Origin of the sequence: Sphingomonas aracearum (assembly GCF_003345355.1) — a bacterium.
In the GTDB taxonomy this organism is placed as follows: domain Bacteria; phylum Pseudomonadota; class Alphaproteobacteria; order Sphingomonadales; family Sphingomonadaceae; genus Sphingomonas; species Sphingomonas aracearum.
In genome coordinates, this window is record NZ_QQNB01000004.1 from 79048 (window position 1) to 94054 (window position 15007).

Genomic DNA, 15007 nt, shown 5'->3' on the forward strand with positions numbered 1-15007 from the left:
GGAAGGGGTATAGCACCGACCGGATCAGTCGGCGTCGAACGCGGTTAGAATGGGGCAGGGGCCTTCCGAGCCCGACCCACATTCATGAGCAAGCCGCTGGAGTGATGCGCGCACGCGCTTCAGCTCCTGGATCTTCGCATCCAGCGCCGCGATCCGCTCGTTGGCAAGCTGGCGTGCCCGAGCGCGATCGTCGGTCGCGTCCAGCGCCACCAGTTCTCCGATCTGCTCCAACGTGAAGCCAGCGGCCTGCGCCGATCGGATGAACCGGAGCCGGCGAACATCGTCTGCTGTGTAGCGGCGAATACCGCCATTCGAGCCCGATCCTTCAGGCCTCTCCGGCGTCTCGAGCAACCCTCTGCGCTGATAATAGCGGACCGTTTCTACACCGACGCCGCCCTCGCGCGCGAGCCCCGCAATTGTCACGTCGGCCATGCCTTGACTCCGTACCATAGTACGGCCCCTATATAGGTGTCGCGAACATGGTGGAGAAGAACATGGCGACCGCGGCGCCCAAGAAGGCAACGATCTACCGCATGGTGATGCCGACGCACACCTGCCCCTACGGCTTGAAGGCAAAGGACCTGCTGCACCGACGCGGCTACGAGGTCGAGGACCATTGGCTGACGACGCGCGAGGAAACCGACGCATTCAAAGCCGAGCACGGGGTCAAAACGACACCCCAGACCTTCATCGGTGGCGAGCGGGTAGGCGGCTACGACGATCTGCGCCGGTTTTTCGGCAAGACCGTGGCCGACCCCAAGGCGGTGACCTACCGGCCGGTCGCGGTTGTGTTCGCGATGACGGCATTAATGGCGCTGGCGGCCAGCTATGCCGTGCTCGGCACACCCTTCACGGTACGCGCCGGTGAGTGGTTCATCGCCTTCTCCATGTGTGTGCTGGCGCTGTTGAAGCTCCAGAACGTCGAGAAGTTCGCGACCATGTTCCTCAACTACGACTTGCTCGCGAAGCGCTGGGTGCCATACTCCTATATCTACCCCTACGCGGAAGGCGCGGCGGGCGTGCTGATGGCGGCCGGCGTATTGACCTGGTTGTCGGTGCCGATCGCGCTGGTGATCGGGACGATCGGGGCGGTCTCGGTCGTCAAGGCCGTGTATGTCGACAAGCGCGAGCTGAAATGCGCGTGCGTGGGCGGTGACAGCAATGTGCCGCTGGGCTTCCTGTCGCTCACCGAGAACGTGATGATGGTCGCCATGGCGATCTGGATGGTGCTGGGCGTCGCGCACTGATCTGGTGCAGCGTCCCGGCGCAGCCTAGAAGGGCCGCATGAGCTTCGGCCGCCTCGCCCGCACACTCGCGCTGCTCCTGCTGGGCGCGATGCTGTTCGTGCGGATGGGCCCAATGTGCGAGGCCATCGCGCAGGCTGCTCCGCCTGCGGAGGCGCATGCCGGAATGGCCGATTGCGATCGAGCGCCGCCCACGCCCGTGAAAAAGGCCCCTTCGGTGGACTGCGTAGGAGCCTGCATCGCGACGGTCCTCGACGTTCACACGTCTCCCGCGCCGCAGCTCGCCGTGCGGACGAACCTGCCCGCACCCGAGCCTCATGCCCTTGTTGGTCGCTCGGGCGGTCCTGCGCCGCCACCTCCTCGAACCGCCTGATCGACGTGGATTCCAATCAATCAGTGCATTCGAGGAAAATTACACATGAAGACCATCAAGTTCATCGGCGCGGCCATCGCGCTCGCTCTCGTTCCCGCCACGGCCTTTGCCGCCGCTGACTGCTGCGCCGGGAAGGAGTGCTGCAAGGATGGCGCCGACTGCTGCAAGGACAAGGACGGCGCGAAGAAGGATTGTTGCGCCGACATGAAGGACATGAAGCACGGCGAGCACGCCGGTCACGACATGTCGGGCATGCAGAAGAAGTAAGCGGAGAGGGAGGCGTTCGCGCCTCCCTTTTTCAATGGCGGGCGAACACTCTGCGGCCGCTCAGCCCAAACGCGATCACGTCATAGGTGTAGCGACTTGCACTGTATCTCGCCCGAAACTGCAATAAGGAGGTCTATGGCGCTCGAATTAAGCGAGACGCGGGCGATCGTTCGACGCACGTTCTTTGAGACTCAAATCACGTTCGGTGCGACGGGCGCGCAATGACAACCAGGTCGCTCACGAACAGCGGCCGCTACACTCCTTATAGCATGTACCCGATATCCGAGGCACCGGTTGGATAGGCGAACATCGTAGTTTTGAGGGCGTCGGCCGTAATACCGTGGCGGATCGCGAGCGCGAACAGGTTGATCGTTTCCTCGACGTGCGGCCCGACCAGGTGAGCACCAAGCACTATGTCGGTTCCTTCATCCACCAGGACCTTGAAGCCGTAGATCGTTTCCGCCGCCTGCCGCGCTGTATACCAGTCGGGGACCAGCTTGCTCTTCACCCGAAAACGAAGTCCATTGTCGCGGGCTTCCGCTTCGCTCAGACCAACAGATGCGATCGGCGGGAGCGTGAAGGCGACGCTCGGCACGCCCCGGTAGTCCGGTCGAAGATGATTGCCTTCAAGGATGTTGCCGGCGACCACCTTTCCGTCATGGCTCGATACCGGGGTCAATGGCGGCCCTACCTGGGCCGAGTCGCCGGCCACATAGATCGCCGGGTTCGACACGCTTTGCAGATACTCGTTAAGCTTGGGACGGCCCCTGTCGCGCGCGATGTTCGCCACGTCGAGATCGAGCGCTTCCAGCGCCGGCACGCGGCCGGCAGCGTGGACAACAAGATCGGCCTCGAACGTCTTGCTTTCTCCATCGGCCGAAGCGCGGACAACGAACCCGTCGCCTCCTGCCTCGACCGCTTCGACCGTAGTATTGAGCTGCACGTTGATTCCGACTTCGCGGAAGCGCGGCATCAGCCAGCCTACCAGATCAGCGTCGAAGCCGGTCAACATGCGCGGCCCTTTTTGGAGGATAGTGACCTCAGCACCCGCGTTCGCAGCGATCGTCGAAAACTCGGCAGCGATGTAGCCGCCACCGACGAGCAGAATGCGGCGCGGCAAGCGCTCCAAAGCCAGAAAAGCCTCATTGTCGATGACGTGTTCTTCGCCGGGCAGGCCCAACGGCACCGGCTCGGCTCCGCTCGCTATAAGAATATGCCGGCCGACCAGCGCCTCCCCCTCCACGGTGAGGCTGTTCGGGCCGGTGAACCGGACCTGCCCATGATAGGTGTCGATACCAGCGTCCCTGTAGCTGCGTTCGTGTTTCTCCGGCACGGGGTCGGTGAAGGTGCGCTTGAACGCCATCAGTTCCCGCCAGTCGATGCCGGCGTCGCCGATCACCCCCTTGCCGTGCATTCGCCGAACGTCATCGACAACCGCGGCCCCGTTCCGCAGCATCTTCTTCGGGTCACAACCGCGCAGCGCACAGGTTCCGCCATAGGGGCGGCTGTCGATCACGGCGACGCTCTTGCCCGCCTTGCGGACGCGCATGGCCGCGACACGGGCAGCGGTCCCAGCACCGATGACGATCAGGTCGTAATTTTGAGCCATCCGGTCTCTCCAGCTGCGTTCCTAGCATTGAGCGATAATGGCTAACCGCAGCACGTCGGCTCCGACCCGGTAGCGCGAGCCTCTTGTATCGGTGGACATGGCACGGTGCCGAAGGAACAGAAAACGCAGCAATCGCCCGCGTTCGGGCGAAGCACTACCGCGCAACCCTTGCAGTCGTAAAAGAACTGACAGGCGTCGGTCGGCATCGTTTCGGTTTCAACGTGACCACATTTCGGGCACGTCAGCGTGGATTGTAATTCCATAAGCATCTTTCACCTATCCGCCACGACTCGCGAAGATTAGTTGCTGCTAAGCTTTGCCGGATAGCCAACATCAGTAGAGGCGGCAGCAATCTTTGCAGGCGTGGCGATCGACGCATTATAGGTGACAACGGCGGTCTTGGTGTCGAAGTCCACCTTGACCGTCCTGACGCCCGCAACCCGGCTCATCGCGGTTTTTACGGAAATCGGGCAGGTCGGGCAAGTCATGTTCCCGATCGCGAACGTCCTCGTCTGCTCGGTCGTACGCGCAGCAACCGACCGTGAGGGGGTCGCGATCGCTATCGTGGCAATGCCAGCGACGCCGCTCAGCGCGAGAGCGGCAGCAGTCAAATGGCGTTTCATCTCATTTCTCCTAATAGAACAGGGGTGCCCACCATCGCATCGTCAAGGCGAGCGCAACGAGTATCGTCCCACCCCAGAGTGCTGACTTGGTGACGATCGACGATTTCGGTTGGGCACAATAGCTGCCATCGGCGCAATCGGGCTTGTTGCGGAAATAGACATGCCAGAAGCCGCCTGCGAGGAGGGCGAGCGTTGCGGCCACGAAATAAGGTTCATAGGGTTCAAGCGCCGTAAGGCTGCCGATCCACGCGCCTGACACACCCAGCGTCACCAAGACCAGGGGAATGACGCAGCACGAGGACGCCAACACCGCCCCCACGATGCCGCCTGCGGCGAGCCAGCCGCTGCGACCATCGCCGCGCGCTTTCACTCGGCCGTTGCTCAGTCGTATCTCGGCCATAGGTTTTGCTCTCGAATCCAACTCACCCATCATGTAAGCTCTGTAGCAGCTACAGGTTCAAGGGGTAATTTTGCGATGCCATTCTCTGCCGCCAATCAGCCTCTCAAACGGGGCGCGCTGGCGAAGCGGTTTGAATGCAACATCGAGACGATCCGATATTACGAGAATATCGCGCTGCTCGAACCACCCGATCGGACTGACGGTGGACACAGGGTTTATTCGCCCAAAGATCAGGCTCGGCTCGGCTTTATTTTGCGCGCGCGTGAACTGGGCTTTTCCGTGGAACAGCTTCGCAGTCTTCTTAGCCTATCAGATTCTCATAATTACACATGCGGCGAGGTGCTTACACTTACGGAGCGACATCTTGAAGACGTGAAGCGGAAGATCGCTGACCTTCGTCGCTTGGAAAAGACGCTTGCTGACGTGTCGGCCCGTTGTGATGGCGGCAACGCCCCAACCTGCCCGGTGATGGACGCTCTGGTCGATGACAGACCGCAAACATCCATGGCCGACTAAGTACCCCGTAGTTTCAGGCTGTCACCGGCAAATTCGTCGATCGGAGCGGTCTTTGCACTGCAAGAAAAACGAGCGGTTTTCTGGCGGTGGGGCAAGTGCCGCCTCCGGGGTTTCGAAAATAACAAGAAAGCCCGTTGTGGAAACCAGTGCTATCTTGCACCATGCCGACGGTCTTTTCTGGCGAGGTACGCATTGCTCATCGGCTATATCCGGGTGTCCAAGTCGGACGGCACGCAAACGCTGGAGCCACAGCGCGACGAGCTGCACGCGGCCGGCATCGATCCATCGCGCATCTATGAGGATATGGCATCAGGTCGGCACGACGCGCGGCCGGGCCTCACCGCCTGCCTAAAGGCGCTTCAGCCGGGCAACACGCTGGTCATCTGGAAGCTGGACCGGCTTGGCCGCGATCTGCGCCACCTCGTGACGACGGCCGAGGATCTCCGGTCACGCGGCATCGGGTTGAAGGTACTGGCCGGTGCAGGCGCGCAAATCGACACGACGTCTGCCAATGGCCGTCTCGCTTTCGGCATCTTCGCGGCGTTCGCTGAGTTCGAGCGCGAGCTGATCGCGGAGCGCACCCATGCCGGCCTTGCCGCGGCGCGCGCGCGTGGCCGCATGGGCGGTCGACCGCGCAAGATGAACCGAGCGACGCTGACGATGGCGATGGCGGCGATGTTCGATCGGGGTGCCGTCGCGGCCGATGTCGCCAAGCGTCTCGGGATCACGACCACCACGCTCTATGTCTACGTCAACGGCGACGGCAGTCCGAAGGCACCGGGGCAGGCGTTGCTCGACGCTGGCTCGACCCGGCAATTGCAAAGCCAGGCCGCATAATGAGCGCGGGCGTCACGGTCCCCATCGAGGCGATCGTGACGCTCCGGCGTCGGTTGGCGGCGCTGCCGGCAAGGCATCCCGAGCGGCAGCCGCTAATGGCATCGACCGCCAAACTCTACGACATCAGCCGCGCCACGCTCTACCGGCTGTTGCGCGGCAAGCGACGGCCGAAGGACGCACACCGCGCCCATCGGGGCCAGTCGCGCACCATGTCTGCCGACGAGATCGAGTGGTGGTGCGAGGTCGTCGCGGCAATGAAGAGCCGCACGACCAACCGGCAGGGCCGTCGCCTCTCGACGAAGCGTATCCTCGAAATCGTCACCGAACACGGCGTCGAGACCCCCGATCGCGGTCTGGTGAAACTGCCGCCAGGACGGTTGGCGGCCTCGACCCTTAACCGGCACATGCGGCAACGCGGGTACGATACCGAGCGCATGACACGCGAGCCGGCTGCGGTGCGCTACCAAGCCGAACGCGCCAACATGCTCTGGCATTTCGATATGAGCCCCTCGGACCTCAAGCAGCTGAAGGCTCCGACCTGGATCGATCCCGATCGCAACGGCGCGCCCACGTTGATGCTGTTCTCGGTGGTCGATGACCGATCGGGCGTCGTCTATCAGGAATATGCGCTCGTCTATGGTGAGGATGCTGAGGCGGCGCTGCGTTTTCTGTTCCGGGCGATGGCACCGAAGGAGGGCAATCCGTTCGAAGGCATCCCGGAGAACATTCAGCTCGATGGCGGCCCGGTCGGCAAATCGAGCGTGTTCAAGCGGGTCATGGAATGTCTCGGGATCACAGTCACCCCGCACATGCCGGCAGGGTCGGACGGACGCCGCACGACCGCGCGCGCCAAGGGCAAGGTCGAACGGCCGTTCCGCACCGTCAAGGAAGCGCACGAGACGCTGTATCACTTCCACGAACCCGCCAGCGAGGAGGAGGCTAATCGCAGGCTGGCGCGCTACATCGCCACCTACAACAGCGGCGACCATCGTCGCGAGCCGCATTCCCGAATCGACGACTGGCTCAGCCATCTGCCCGATGGCGGCATTCGCGCCATGTGCAGTTGGGAACGATACTGCGCGTTCGCGCGAGAACCCGAACGCCGCAAGGTCGGCCTCGACTGCCGTCTGACCGTGGCCGGCGTCACCTATGAGGTCACGTCCGAAGTGGCCGGCGAAACCGTCGTCGTCTGGTGGGGTCTGTTTGATCAGGAGCTATGGATCGAGCATGGCGAGGAGCGGTACGGCCCGTTCGATCCTGTCGGAGGGCCGGTGCCGCTGCATCGTTATCGGAAGCATCGCAAAAGCCGCCGCGAGGTCCGCGCCGATCGGGTCGATGCGCTGGCCACGAGGATCGGGATACCCCGCTCGGTTTTGACGGGCGAGGACGACATTGTGGTGATCGGCCGGAAGCCTGCCGATGGCATCGCGCCCGTGCCCGCTCGGCCATTTGCCGATCCCGACCCGTTCGCCGAACTCACCTTCGCCACGCCGCTCAAGGCACGCTTCGCCATATCCGAGGAGCTGCGCTTGCCGCTGGGCGGGCTTTGCGAGGAGGACCGAGCCTTCATCGACGCGCTGCTCGCGCGCACGCTATCCAAGCCCGAGGTGATGGATGAAATCCGCAGGCGATTCCCGCCCGGTCATAGACGGAGCGGCTGATGCAGACCGAGGTGATGCGCTATTACGGCCTGGCACGGCCTCCGGTTGATCTCGGCTTTTTCGAGACCGAGCATCATGCCCAACTTACCCATGATCTGAAGACCGCAATCACGGGCGGACGCCTGATCGCGCTCACCGCCACCATCGGCTCGGGCAAGACCGTGCTGACGCGGCGACTGCGCGAGGAACTGGAGCGCGAGGGTCGCGTAATCGTGTCGCGGGCGCTCAGCTTGGAGAAGGCGAAAATATCGGTGCCGCTGCTGGTCGCAGCCCTGTTCTACGACCTGTCATCCGAGAAGACCGTCTCGATCCCCAGCCAGTCGGAACGGCGGGAACGCGATTTGCAGGAGCTGTTCCGCAAGGCCAAGCGGCCGGTCGCGCTGTTCGTCGACGACGCGCACGACCTTCACCCAAAGACCCTGACCGCGCTCAAACGCCTCGTCGAGCTTGTCACCGAGGGCGGTGGCCAACTGGCCGTGGTCCTCGTTGGCCATCCCAAACTGCGCAACGACCTCAAGCGCCCATTGATGGAGGAGATCGGCGACCGGACGACCGTGTTCGAGTTTGGCGGCCTGCGTGATCGGCAGCGCGACTATATCGATTGGGCATTGCGCACCGCGCTGTCACCTGGGATCGAACCGGATGCCGTGCTGACCGAGGACGCCGCGATCCTGCTCGCCGTCAAGCTCAAGACCCGCTCCAGATCGGCCGCCATCTCGTGCGCGCGTTCGAAGTAGGGTTCGAGGCCAGCGTGAAACCGATCGATGCTGCGACTGTCGAGGGCGTCCTGTCACGCCAGATCGATGACCTCGAACCCCAACTCACCCGGCACGGATACGACACGAAGAGCCTGGCAGACCAGTTCGACGCTAAGCCAGCGGAAATCCGCCAACTGATTCGAGGCGGGCTCGATCCGGCACGAGCGCGCGAGCTGACTGACGATATGCGCGCCGCAGGACTGCCGCTTTGACCGCTGACTCAGCGATCCTGCACCGCTCCGCGAACATCTCGCGTCCGTCACCGCGAATGTGATTTGTGTCTCAACGATCGTGCGCCCGCCGATCGTCAGCGTCTCACGTAATCCGAGCGCAGAAGCCTTGTTTATTACAGTTCCGGGCGACCATCATTGCGAGCCGCTACACATAGGCCTGGGCCTTCATGCCCGGCATTTCCATGCCGGGTGAGCCCATCGGCATTCCGGCGACAGCGAGGCCGGTGACGCCCTTCGGATGCGTGGCAAGGGCGCGCTTCATGTCGGCGATCGGGACGTGGCCCTCGAAGGTCATACCGTCGATGATGGCAGTGTGACACGAGGCGAGGTCCTGAGGTACACCGCGTGCCTTCATGAACGCCGGCCGGTTCGCATCGTCGACGACGCGGACGGCGCGGCCGAACTGCGCCTTCACCTGCTGCGCCCATTTCTCGCAACAGGGGCAACCCGGGTCGCGATGCATCAGGACGGGACCTGCAGCGAGAGCCCCCGCAGGGGTAGCGCACGCCAGCGCGGCGGCGAGAAGGCGAAAGCGATCCATATCTGAGTTCCCGGGTGGCCATCCCCCCGCACGGTGACGGGGGGAGGGACGATAGTCGATTACTGGGCGCTCTTGCCATGCGCCCGCAGCCAGGCGTTCAACTCGCCGATCTCGCGGGTCTGCTCTGCGATCGTCTTGGTGGCCATCTGGCGAACCTTGGGATCCTTGGTTTCGCGCAGCACGATACGCGACATGGCGATGCCGCCACGGTGGTGCTCGACCATCTTGCGGACCCACGTCTCGGTGGCATCCGCACCCATCGCCGACATCATCTTCTGATGCATGTCCATCTCGGCCTGCGGGTACGGGTTCGCCGGCGTCGGCCGCATCATCTGCCCATGGTTCATGCCGGAATGGTCCATGCCCTGCATCTGGGCGACCGCGGGGACCGCGCCGAGGGCGGCCGCGACGGCCAAAATCATCATCTTCTTCATCGTGTCGCTCCTGCGTCAAAGCCCCCGCTCAACAGGGATACGGGCTTCAAACGATTAGCCCTCAAGCGATGTTGCTCAGCGGATCGGCTGAAGCGTGTTGATGCCGACGCTCTCGTCGGTTTCGGGGGGCGGGGGAGGCACCTGCTTGTCGCGATAGGAGGGGAGGTCGGGCGCATTATCGGGCGTCGGGTGCGCCTCGAGCCGAGCGATGTAGCGCTTCATCTGCGCGATCTCGCGGACCTGGGCGTCGATGATCCCGTCTGCGAGCTTGCGCACCTCGGGGTCTTTGATGTGCGCTCGCTCGCTGGTCATGATCGCGATCGAGTGATGCGGGATCATGGCCTTCATATACGCGACGTCGCCGACCGTCTCCTGGCTGCGGACAAGCCACAAGGCGCCGGCGAACACCACGATCGAGGCCGCCACGATGCCGAGATTGGCCTTCCGGTTGGGGTACATGCTCCACATGAAGCCGATCATGATGAGCGCCATCACGGCGCCCATAACGATCGCCATCCATGTCCTGGTCTGGCTGTATTCGACGTGGCTCAGCGCGTAAGTGTTGAGATACATGAGGCCGAACATCACGACCGTCGACGTCACGATCATCGCGGCGAAGCGCCCGTAGCTCATCCCCATAGCGCCGCCCTGTTTGGAATTGGGGTCGTGGTCCATGTCGCGCTCTCCTGTTCGGCCCCACCCACTGAAGGATACGCGGCTCTCTAGCGGACCCCTTGAGCTTTTCTGCGGCGTCGACGGGGCCAGCGCATGAAGAGCAGGATTGCCCCGGCGACGGCGAACACGAGTCCCCCCGCTGCGAAGGCGTTGAGCCACGGCGTGTTGAACCGTTCGTGCTCGGTCCAATCCATGATGTGGAGTCCCCAGAAGAAGTCGTAGAGCCGCCACGTGCCGGTTCGCACCGATGTCAGCCGGCCAGTCTCCGCCGCGACGTAGATGCGGGTTCCGTCGGTGTCGGGGAAGGAAGCACGCCAGGCGGGGAGGGCACCGCGGTACTCGGTGCTGGGGCGCTCGATCCGCTCGACGACGGGCGCCGAACCAGTTTCGCCGCGATACGCCTGCCTTGCGATCAGCGCTGCGGCCGGGCCGTCGACCGGGGGCAGCGGCTTTGCGGTGCGGGCGTCCAGCAAACGCACCTTGCCGTCGCCGAGCTGGGCTTCGACGATCGGCCGCCCCAGCAGCATCCGGTGCTGGAGCTGACGCACCGGCGCTCCGGCCGATGCGAGAAGGGCAGGGACGGGCGCGAAATCCTGAGTGGCGATCAGGGCCGGTTCGACGTTCCGGTCGATCCGGTGATCGCCATGCACGGTGTCGATCGGCAGCAGGCTCATGACGAGCCCGCTGGTGAACCAGACGATCGCCTGCGCCCCGATCAGGAGCGCAAGCCAGCGGTGAACCTTGCTTGCCCCGACATGGAGGCGGAGCCGCGGGCTCAGAACCAGGTCCTCACGCCCGCGACGAAGCTGAAGCCGCCCGTATTGTCACCGCGTGCGCGGGTGAAGCGCGCGGTGTCGCCGAACTGCCGCTCCCACGACACGCCGATGTAGGGCGCGAACTCGCGCCGGCCCTCGTAGCGAAGCCGAAGCCCGGCCTCGAGGTCCGTGAGCCCGGAGCCGGTGCCGGTCTCGGGCACGTCCTGCGCGGAGAAATTGGCCTCCACCCTAGGCTGGAGCACGAACCAGTTGGTGATGCGCTGGTCGTAATAGCCCTCCGCACGGCCAAGCACGTCGCCCTTGTCGGAGAGGAACAATGCGCCCTCCACCTCGAACCAACCGGGGGCCAGCCCCTCGATCCCTACCGTCGCGTAGGTGCGCGAGGGGTTGGGCTTGAAGTCGTAGCGAACGCCCGCCTGAAGGTTCCAGTATGGATCGAGCGCGCGGCTGTAGAGCGCCTGCACCTCGGCCTGTTCGAGCGGCTTGCCGAACGTGCCTTCGCCCTCGCTCTTTAGCGTAAAGCGATTGATGTCGCCCCCGATCCAGGCCTCGCCATCCCAGCGATAGCCGTCGCCACCCTTGCGAGCCTGATATTCGGCGAGATTGAAGAGGATCTGATAGACGGTCATTCCGCCATGCTCGCGGCGTAGATCGTTCTCGCGCGAGCTGGCCATGGCGTCCGCGCCCCAGAAACGATCGGCGAGGTGGTCCCCGGCCGGAGCGGGAGCGGGCTTGTTGCCGGGGGGAAGGTCGGTTCCGACCTTGGCAGCGGGCTGATCGCCGGGCATCGCCATGCCCGGCATCGTGCTCATGTCGTGGCCGGCATGCGGGTCCTGCCCCGCACCTGTCGATGCTGCCATGCCCGGCATAGCAGACATATCGTGACCGGCGTGCGGGTTCTGGGTGGGCGCAGCCTGCTGCTGACCGCTCATATCCATTCCCTGCATCCCGCTCATGTCATGCCCGGCATGAGGGTCGGCAGCCTGCGTCTTCGCCGGTTGCGCGCGCCGCGGCGCGGTGCGTCGGACGGGAGCCTTACGCTTAGTCGCGGACTTGGCCGCGGCTTTCGCCTTCGGCTTGGCGGCCGGCTTTGCCGGCATCGTCATGCCCGGCATGTTGTGCATGGAATGGTCCATGGTCTGCCCGAATGCGGGTGTCGCAAGGCCGAGCGGCGCCATACCGGCGAGGAGGAGCGACCGGATCACGCCGCGGCCTCCCCGGCCTTGCGGACCTGGACAACGCGCATCATGCCCGCGTGCATGTGGTAGAGCATGTGGCAGTGGAAGGCCCAGTCGCCTTCCTCGCCAGTCACGTCCCAGCTCACCGTGCCTCCCGGCTGCACCAGCACCGTATGCTTTCGGGGGGCGTAGGCGCCCTTGCCGGTCACCAGGTCGAAGAAGTGGCCGTGGATGTGGATCGGATGTCCCATCATCGTGTCGTTGATGAGCGTCACCCGTACCCGCTCGCCGTGAAGCAGCGTGATCGGGTCGGGGTTCTCCGACAGCTTCTCGCCGTCGAAGCCCCACATATAGCGCTCCATGTTGCCGGTGAGGTGGAGCTTGATCTCCCGCTCCGGTGCGCGTGTGTCCGGGTTGCGGTCGAGCGCCATCAGGTCGCGATAGGTGAGAACGCGATGCCCGACATTCTCCAGCCCCTGCCCGGGATCGCCGGTCCGATCGACCGGCATCGGCGAGATGGTCTGCACGCCCGGTCCCTTCTTAACCTCGGGGGCATTGCTGAAATCTCGCATGGAATGGCTCATGCCGCCCATGTCCATCCCGCCCATCTGATCGCCGTTCATCGCCGGCATCGTGCCGGAGCCATGGTCCATACCGGCCATCGCGCCGCCCTGAGCCTGGCCGTGGTCCATGCCTGCCATGCCGCCTGCCGCGGTGCCGGCCGCGCCGTGGTTCATTTGGGAATGATCCATACCCGGCATCGCGCCGGTGCCCGCGCCATGCCCCATCGCAGCATGGTCCATGCCGGACATCGAACCCGCAGCGCCGCCCATGGCGCCATGATTCATGCCGCCGTGGTCCATCGTGCCATGATCCATGCCGCCCATGCCCATGTCCTTCATGGTCGCGAGCGGGCGCTTGCGGAGCGGGGGCACCTCGGCCGCCATGCCCTCGCGCGGAGCGAGCGTCGCGCGGGCCATGCCGGAGCGATCGATGCTCTCACCGACCAGCGTATAGGCGCGCAGGTCGGGCGGGGTGACGATCGCGTCATAGGTCTCGGCCGGGCCGAACTGGAACTCGTCGATCTCGACCGGGCGCACGTTCAAGCCGTCGGCCGCGACGATCGTCATCGGCAGGCCCGGAATGCGGACGTTGAAGGTGGTCATCGACGAGGCGTTGATGAAGCGCAGCCGCACCCGCTCGCCGGGGCGGAATAGCGCGGTCCAATTGTCCTTGGGGCCGTAGCCGTTGACCAGGTAGGTGTAGACCGAGCCCGTGACGTCGGCGACGTCGGCGGGGTCCATCCGCATCTTGCCCCACTCCAACCGCTCTTTCAGCGACTGATCCTTGCCGGCGAGAAGCCCGGCCAGGGTCTGGCGCTGGCGGTTGAAGTAGAGGGCGAGGCGCTGATCCCACGCTAAACAACGGTAAGTGCATCCCAGAGGTCAGCGGATGAAATATCCGCTGACACGCCAGCCTCCTTTCTCGCGAGCGAGCACGATGGTTTCTACGGCGTCCGGCTTCGTGGCGAAGCGGGTCTGGAACTGAAGCACCTGATAATCGCCTGCCGGCGCACCGGGCAGCGTTTTCGTCTGCACCACGCTCTGCAAGGTGCGTGACGAAACACGTCCGAGCGGCTGTCGGACGGACTGGATGGTCGTCGCCCATTGCGCCGAAGTGAGCTGCGACTTGAACATCGAGCCCGCAGCGCGCCAGCTTGCGTCCCACTGCCTGCCGTCAAGAAGAGCAGCCCACGAACGAGCTGCCGACGAGGCGTCCGTCTCGGCGGGGCGGGCGGCGGCAGATGCAGCACTCTGGGCAGGAACCTGTGCGTCGTTGCGCGACCCGACCATGGTCGCGAGCGCCCCAGCCGCGATGATAAGAGACATAATGAGCATTCCTCCGGCAAACCATGCCCAGCGATGGACCGCCGATTGCGGCGCAGCTGGCGTGTCGAGCCTTTCCATGACGACGGTCGCTTGGGCTTTCCCAATTTCTTTGGCCCCAACGATATTGGGTACTGCCTCATCCATTTCGGCGAGACGCCGCGCCGCCTCGCGGCTGCTGGAAACTCCTAGTTTGCGCCTTGCGTCCCGGAGGCGGTCGTTGATCGTGTAGACCGACAGACCAAGCGTGTTTGCGATCGACTTGGCATCGTGTCCGACCAGAAGCAGCCGAAGCGCTTCCTTCTCCCGCTCGTTCAAGGCTGTTGGATCCTGCGTCGCCATAATGTCCGGACCTATGCCGGCCGCGCGATGCCAAGCCGCTTCATCTCGCGGTAGACGGTAGACCGCCCGATCCCGAGCTGGCGGGCCGCTTCGGCCGGTGGAACGCTGGCGGCGACCAGTTTGAGCGCCGCGCTAACCTTGTCGCCATCTAGTGGCTGCCGACCGGGGAGCTTCCCTTTCGCCCGCGCCGCGGCAATACCGTCGCGGGTGCGCTCGGAGATCAGCCGTCGCTCGAAATGGGCGATGGCCCCAAACACATGGAAGATCAGCTCGCCGGCAGCGGACGAGGTGTCGATCTTCTCCTCCAGGCTGAGCAGCGCGATCCCGCGTTCGCGCAGCATCTGCACTGTCGTCAGCAGTTCGCCGAGCGACCGGCCGAGCCGGTCGAGCCGGACGATCGCCAGCGTGTCGCCCTTGCGGGCATAATCGAGCAGTTCGGCCAGACCGGGACGCTCCATGCTCTTGCCCGACATGACGTCGGTGAACACGCGGATAGCGCCTGCCTCTTCCAACCGCATGCGCTGGCCTGCGACGTCCTGGTCGCCGGTGCTGACGCGGGCATAGCCCAGAATACCGCCCATCCCTCGCGTCTCCCAAACGACCGTTCTGTGGATGAGGATGCGAGCCAATCGAGATCGCGTTCAAATCCGTCCA

The 15007-nt window shown here is 64.3% G+C and carries 19 protein-coding genes and 1 pseudogene; 7 read left to right on the plus strand and 13 right to left on the minus strand.

Features of this window, described 5'->3' with window-relative positions; all coding sequences use genetic code 11:
* Positions 1-24: 24 nt before the first annotated feature.
* Entirely contained in the window at positions 25-432 is a 408-nt protein-coding gene (locus DVW87_RS16025; protein ID WP_041043303.1) for a MerR family transcriptional regulator, read from the minus strand.
* Positions 433-479: 47 nt separating this feature from the next.
* Here DVW87_RS16025 and DVW87_RS16030 point away from each other — a divergent pair, with 47 nt between their 5' ends.
* Together DVW87_RS16030 and DVW87_RS16035 are read left to right on the plus strand one after the other, a co-directional pair.
* Positions 480-1247 (plus strand): MauE/DoxX family redox-associated membrane protein, encoded by a 768-nt coding sequence (locus DVW87_RS16030; protein ID WP_444544615.1) that lies wholly within the window; start codon positions 480-482, stop codon positions 1245-1247.
* A 415-nt stretch (positions 1248-1662) separates the two neighbouring features.
* Positions 1663-1884, plus strand: a complete 222-nt coding sequence (locus tag DVW87_RS16035; protein WP_058733717.1) for a hypothetical protein — start codon at positions 1663-1665, stop codon at positions 1882-1884.
* Positions 1885-2146: 262 nt separating this feature from the next.
* Here DVW87_RS16035 and DVW87_RS16040 read toward each other — a convergent pair whose 3' ends face one another.
* The 4 genes from DVW87_RS16040 to DVW87_RS16055 are packed head-to-tail and all read right to left on the minus strand — an operon-like array spanning position 2147 to position 4516.
* Complete coding sequence (locus DVW87_RS16040) at positions 2147-3493, minus strand: dihydrolipoyl dehydrogenase family protein (RefSeq protein WP_114688838.1); 1347 nt, start codon at positions 3491-3493, stop codon at positions 2147-2149.
* A gap of 41 nt (positions 3494-3534) precedes the next feature.
* Positions 3535-3762 carry a GDCCVxC domain-containing (seleno)protein gene (locus DVW87_RS18520; protein ID WP_317892284.1) on the minus strand — a complete coding sequence of 76 codons (228 nt, stop codon included), beginning with the start codon at positions 3760-3762 and terminating at the stop codon, positions 3535-3537.
* A gap of 30 nt (positions 3763-3792) precedes the next feature.
* Positions 3793-4116, minus strand: coding sequence for a heavy-metal-associated domain-containing protein (locus tag DVW87_RS16050; protein ID WP_114688839.1), 324 nt, complete (start codon positions 4114-4116; stop codon positions 3793-3795).
* 10 nt (positions 4117-4126) lie between these two features.
* Positions 4127-4516, minus strand: a complete 390-nt coding sequence (locus tag DVW87_RS16055; protein ID WP_114688840.1) for a mercuric transporter MerT family protein — start codon at positions 4514-4516, stop codon at positions 4127-4129.
* Between the two features lie 75 nt (positions 4517-4591).
* Here DVW87_RS16055 and DVW87_RS16060 point away from each other — a divergent pair, with 75 nt between their 5' ends.
* The 5 genes from DVW87_RS16060 to DVW87_RS18395 all read left to right on the plus strand — a co-directional run bounded on the left by DVW87_RS16060 (position 4592) and on the right by DVW87_RS18395 (position 8500).
* Positions 4592-5032: a MerR family transcriptional regulator gene (locus DVW87_RS16060; RefSeq protein WP_114688841.1), complete on the plus strand. Its 441-nt coding sequence runs from the start codon at positions 4592-4594 to the stop codon at positions 5030-5032.
* Between the two features lie 192 nt (positions 5033-5224).
* Positions 5225-5869: a recombinase family protein gene (locus DVW87_RS16065; protein ID WP_114688842.1), complete on the plus strand. Its 645-nt coding sequence runs from the start codon at positions 5225-5227 to the stop codon at positions 5867-5869.
* Entirely contained in the window at positions 5869-7530 is a 1662-nt protein-coding gene (locus DVW87_RS16070) for a DDE-type integrase/transposase/recombinase (protein ID WP_114688843.1), read from the plus strand. The genes DVW87_RS16065 and DVW87_RS16070 overlap by 1 nt, the downstream gene beginning before the upstream one ends.
* On the plus strand, positions 7530-8267 hold the full coding sequence (locus DVW87_RS16075; protein WP_239017963.1) for an AAA family ATPase: 738 nt from the start codon (positions 7530-7532) through the stop codon (positions 8265-8267). The genes DVW87_RS16070 and DVW87_RS16075 overlap by 1 nt, the downstream gene beginning before the upstream one ends.
* Entirely contained in the window at positions 8249-8500 is a 252-nt protein-coding gene (locus DVW87_RS18395; RefSeq protein WP_239017964.1) for a hypothetical protein, read from the plus strand. The genes DVW87_RS16075 and DVW87_RS18395 overlap by 19 nt, the downstream gene beginning before the upstream one ends.
* Positions 8501-8666: 166 nt before the next feature.
* Here DVW87_RS18395 and DVW87_RS16080 read toward each other — a convergent pair whose 3' ends face one another.
* The 8 genes and pseudogenes from DVW87_RS16080 to DVW87_RS16115 form a co-directional block, all read right to left on the minus strand.
* Positions 8667-9062 (minus strand): DUF411 domain-containing protein, encoded by a 396-nt coding sequence (locus DVW87_RS16080; RefSeq protein WP_239017965.1) that lies wholly within the window; start codon positions 9060-9062, stop codon positions 8667-8669.
* Positions 9063-9121: 59 nt separating this feature from the next.
* On the minus strand, positions 9122-9496 hold the full coding sequence (locus DVW87_RS16085; protein WP_066779343.1) for a DUF305 domain-containing protein: 375 nt from the start codon (positions 9494-9496) through the stop codon (positions 9122-9124).
* A gap of 75 nt (positions 9497-9571) precedes the next feature.
* Positions 9572-10171: a DUF305 domain-containing protein gene (locus tag DVW87_RS16090; protein WP_197420567.1), complete on the minus strand. Its 600-nt coding sequence runs from the start codon at positions 10169-10171 to the stop codon at positions 9572-9574.
* Positions 10172-10218: 47 nt separating this feature from the next.
* Positions 10219-10956, minus strand: a complete 738-nt coding sequence (locus tag DVW87_RS16095) for a PepSY domain-containing protein (protein WP_066779346.1) — start codon at positions 10954-10956, stop codon at positions 10219-10221.
* Entirely contained in the window at positions 10947-12125 is a 1179-nt protein-coding gene (locus DVW87_RS16100; protein ID WP_174236674.1) for a copper resistance protein B, read from the minus strand. The genes DVW87_RS16095 and DVW87_RS16100 overlap by 10 nt, the downstream gene beginning before the upstream one ends.
* Positions 12126-12148: 23 nt before the next feature.
* Positions 12149-13519, minus strand: a pseudogene (locus DVW87_RS16105) (multicopper oxidase domain-containing protein); the annotation flags it as partial.
* 51 nt (positions 13520-13570) lie between these two features.
* The gene (locus DVW87_RS16110) at positions 13571-14353 is read right to left on the minus strand and encodes a helix-turn-helix domain-containing protein (protein ID WP_114688844.1); all 783 of its coding nucleotides are present in this window, start codon (positions 14351-14353) and stop codon (positions 13571-13573) included.
* An 11-nt stretch (positions 14354-14364) separates the two neighbouring features.
* Positions 14365-14934, minus strand: a complete 570-nt coding sequence (locus DVW87_RS16115; RefSeq protein ID WP_114688845.1) for a recombinase family protein — start codon at positions 14932-14934, stop codon at positions 14365-14367.
* Positions 14935-15007: the final 73 nt, after the last annotated feature.

Excerpts from the sequence above, each read along its gene's own strand:
- DVW87_RS18520 (WP_317892284.1), bottom strand. The coding sequence starts at position 3,762 with ATGCTTATGGAATTACAATCCACGCTGACGTGCCCGAAATGTGGTCAC.
- DVW87_RS16110 (WP_114688844.1), bottom strand. The coding sequence starts at position 14,353 with ATGGCGACGCAGGATCCAACAGCCTTGAACGAGCGGGAGAAGGAAGCG.
- DVW87_RS16055 (WP_114688840.1), bottom strand. The coding sequence starts at position 4,516 with ATGGCCGAGATACGACTGAGCAACGGCCGAGTGAAAGCGCGCGGCGAT.
- DVW87_RS16035 (WP_058733717.1), top strand. The coding sequence starts at position 1,663 with ATGAAGACCATCAAGTTCATCGGCGCGGCCATCGCGCTCGCTCTCGTT.
- DVW87_RS16090 (WP_197420567.1), bottom strand. The coding sequence starts at position 10,171 with ATGGACCACGACCCCAATTCCAAACAGGGCGGCGCTATGGGGATGAGC.
- DVW87_RS16060 (WP_114688841.1), top strand. The coding sequence starts at position 4,592 with ATGCCATTCTCTGCCGCCAATCAGCCTCTCAAACGGGGCGCGCTGGCG.
- DVW87_RS16075 (WP_239017963.1), top strand. The coding sequence starts at position 7,530 with ATGCAGACCGAGGTGATGCGCTATTACGGCCTGGCACGGCCTCCGGTT.
- DVW87_RS16085 (WP_066779343.1), bottom strand. The coding sequence starts at position 9,496 with ATGAAGAAGATGATGATTTTGGCCGTCGCGGCCGCCCTCGGCGCGGTC.
- DVW87_RS16115 (WP_114688845.1), bottom strand. The coding sequence starts at position 14,934 with ATGGGCGGTATTCTGGGCTATGCCCGCGTCAGCACCGGCGACCAGGAC.
- DVW87_RS16070 (WP_114688843.1), top strand. The coding sequence starts at position 5,869 with ATGAGCGCGGGCGTCACGGTCCCCATCGAGGCGATCGTGACGCTCCGG.
- DVW87_RS16050 (WP_114688839.1), bottom strand. The coding sequence starts at position 4,116 with ATGAAACGCCATTTGACTGCTGCCGCTCTCGCGCTGAGCGGCGTCGCT.
- DVW87_RS16025 (WP_041043303.1), bottom strand. The coding sequence starts at position 432 with ATGGCCGACGTGACAATTGCGGGGCTCGCGCGCGAGGGCGGCGTCGGT.
- DVW87_RS16100 (WP_174236674.1), bottom strand. The coding sequence starts at position 12,125 with ATGGCGCCGCTCGGCCTTGCGACACCCGCATTCGGGCAGACCATGGAC.
- DVW87_RS16080 (WP_239017965.1), bottom strand. The coding sequence starts at position 9,062 with ATGGATCGCTTTCGCCTTCTCGCCGCCGCGCTGGCGTGCGCTACCCCT.
- DVW87_RS16030 (WP_444544615.1), top strand. The coding sequence starts at position 480 with ATGGTGGAGAAGAACATGGCGACCGCGGCGCCCAAGAAGGCAACGATC.
- DVW87_RS16040 (WP_114688838.1), bottom strand. The coding sequence starts at position 3,493 with ATGGCTCAAAATTACGACCTGATCGTCATCGGTGCTGGGACCGCTGCC.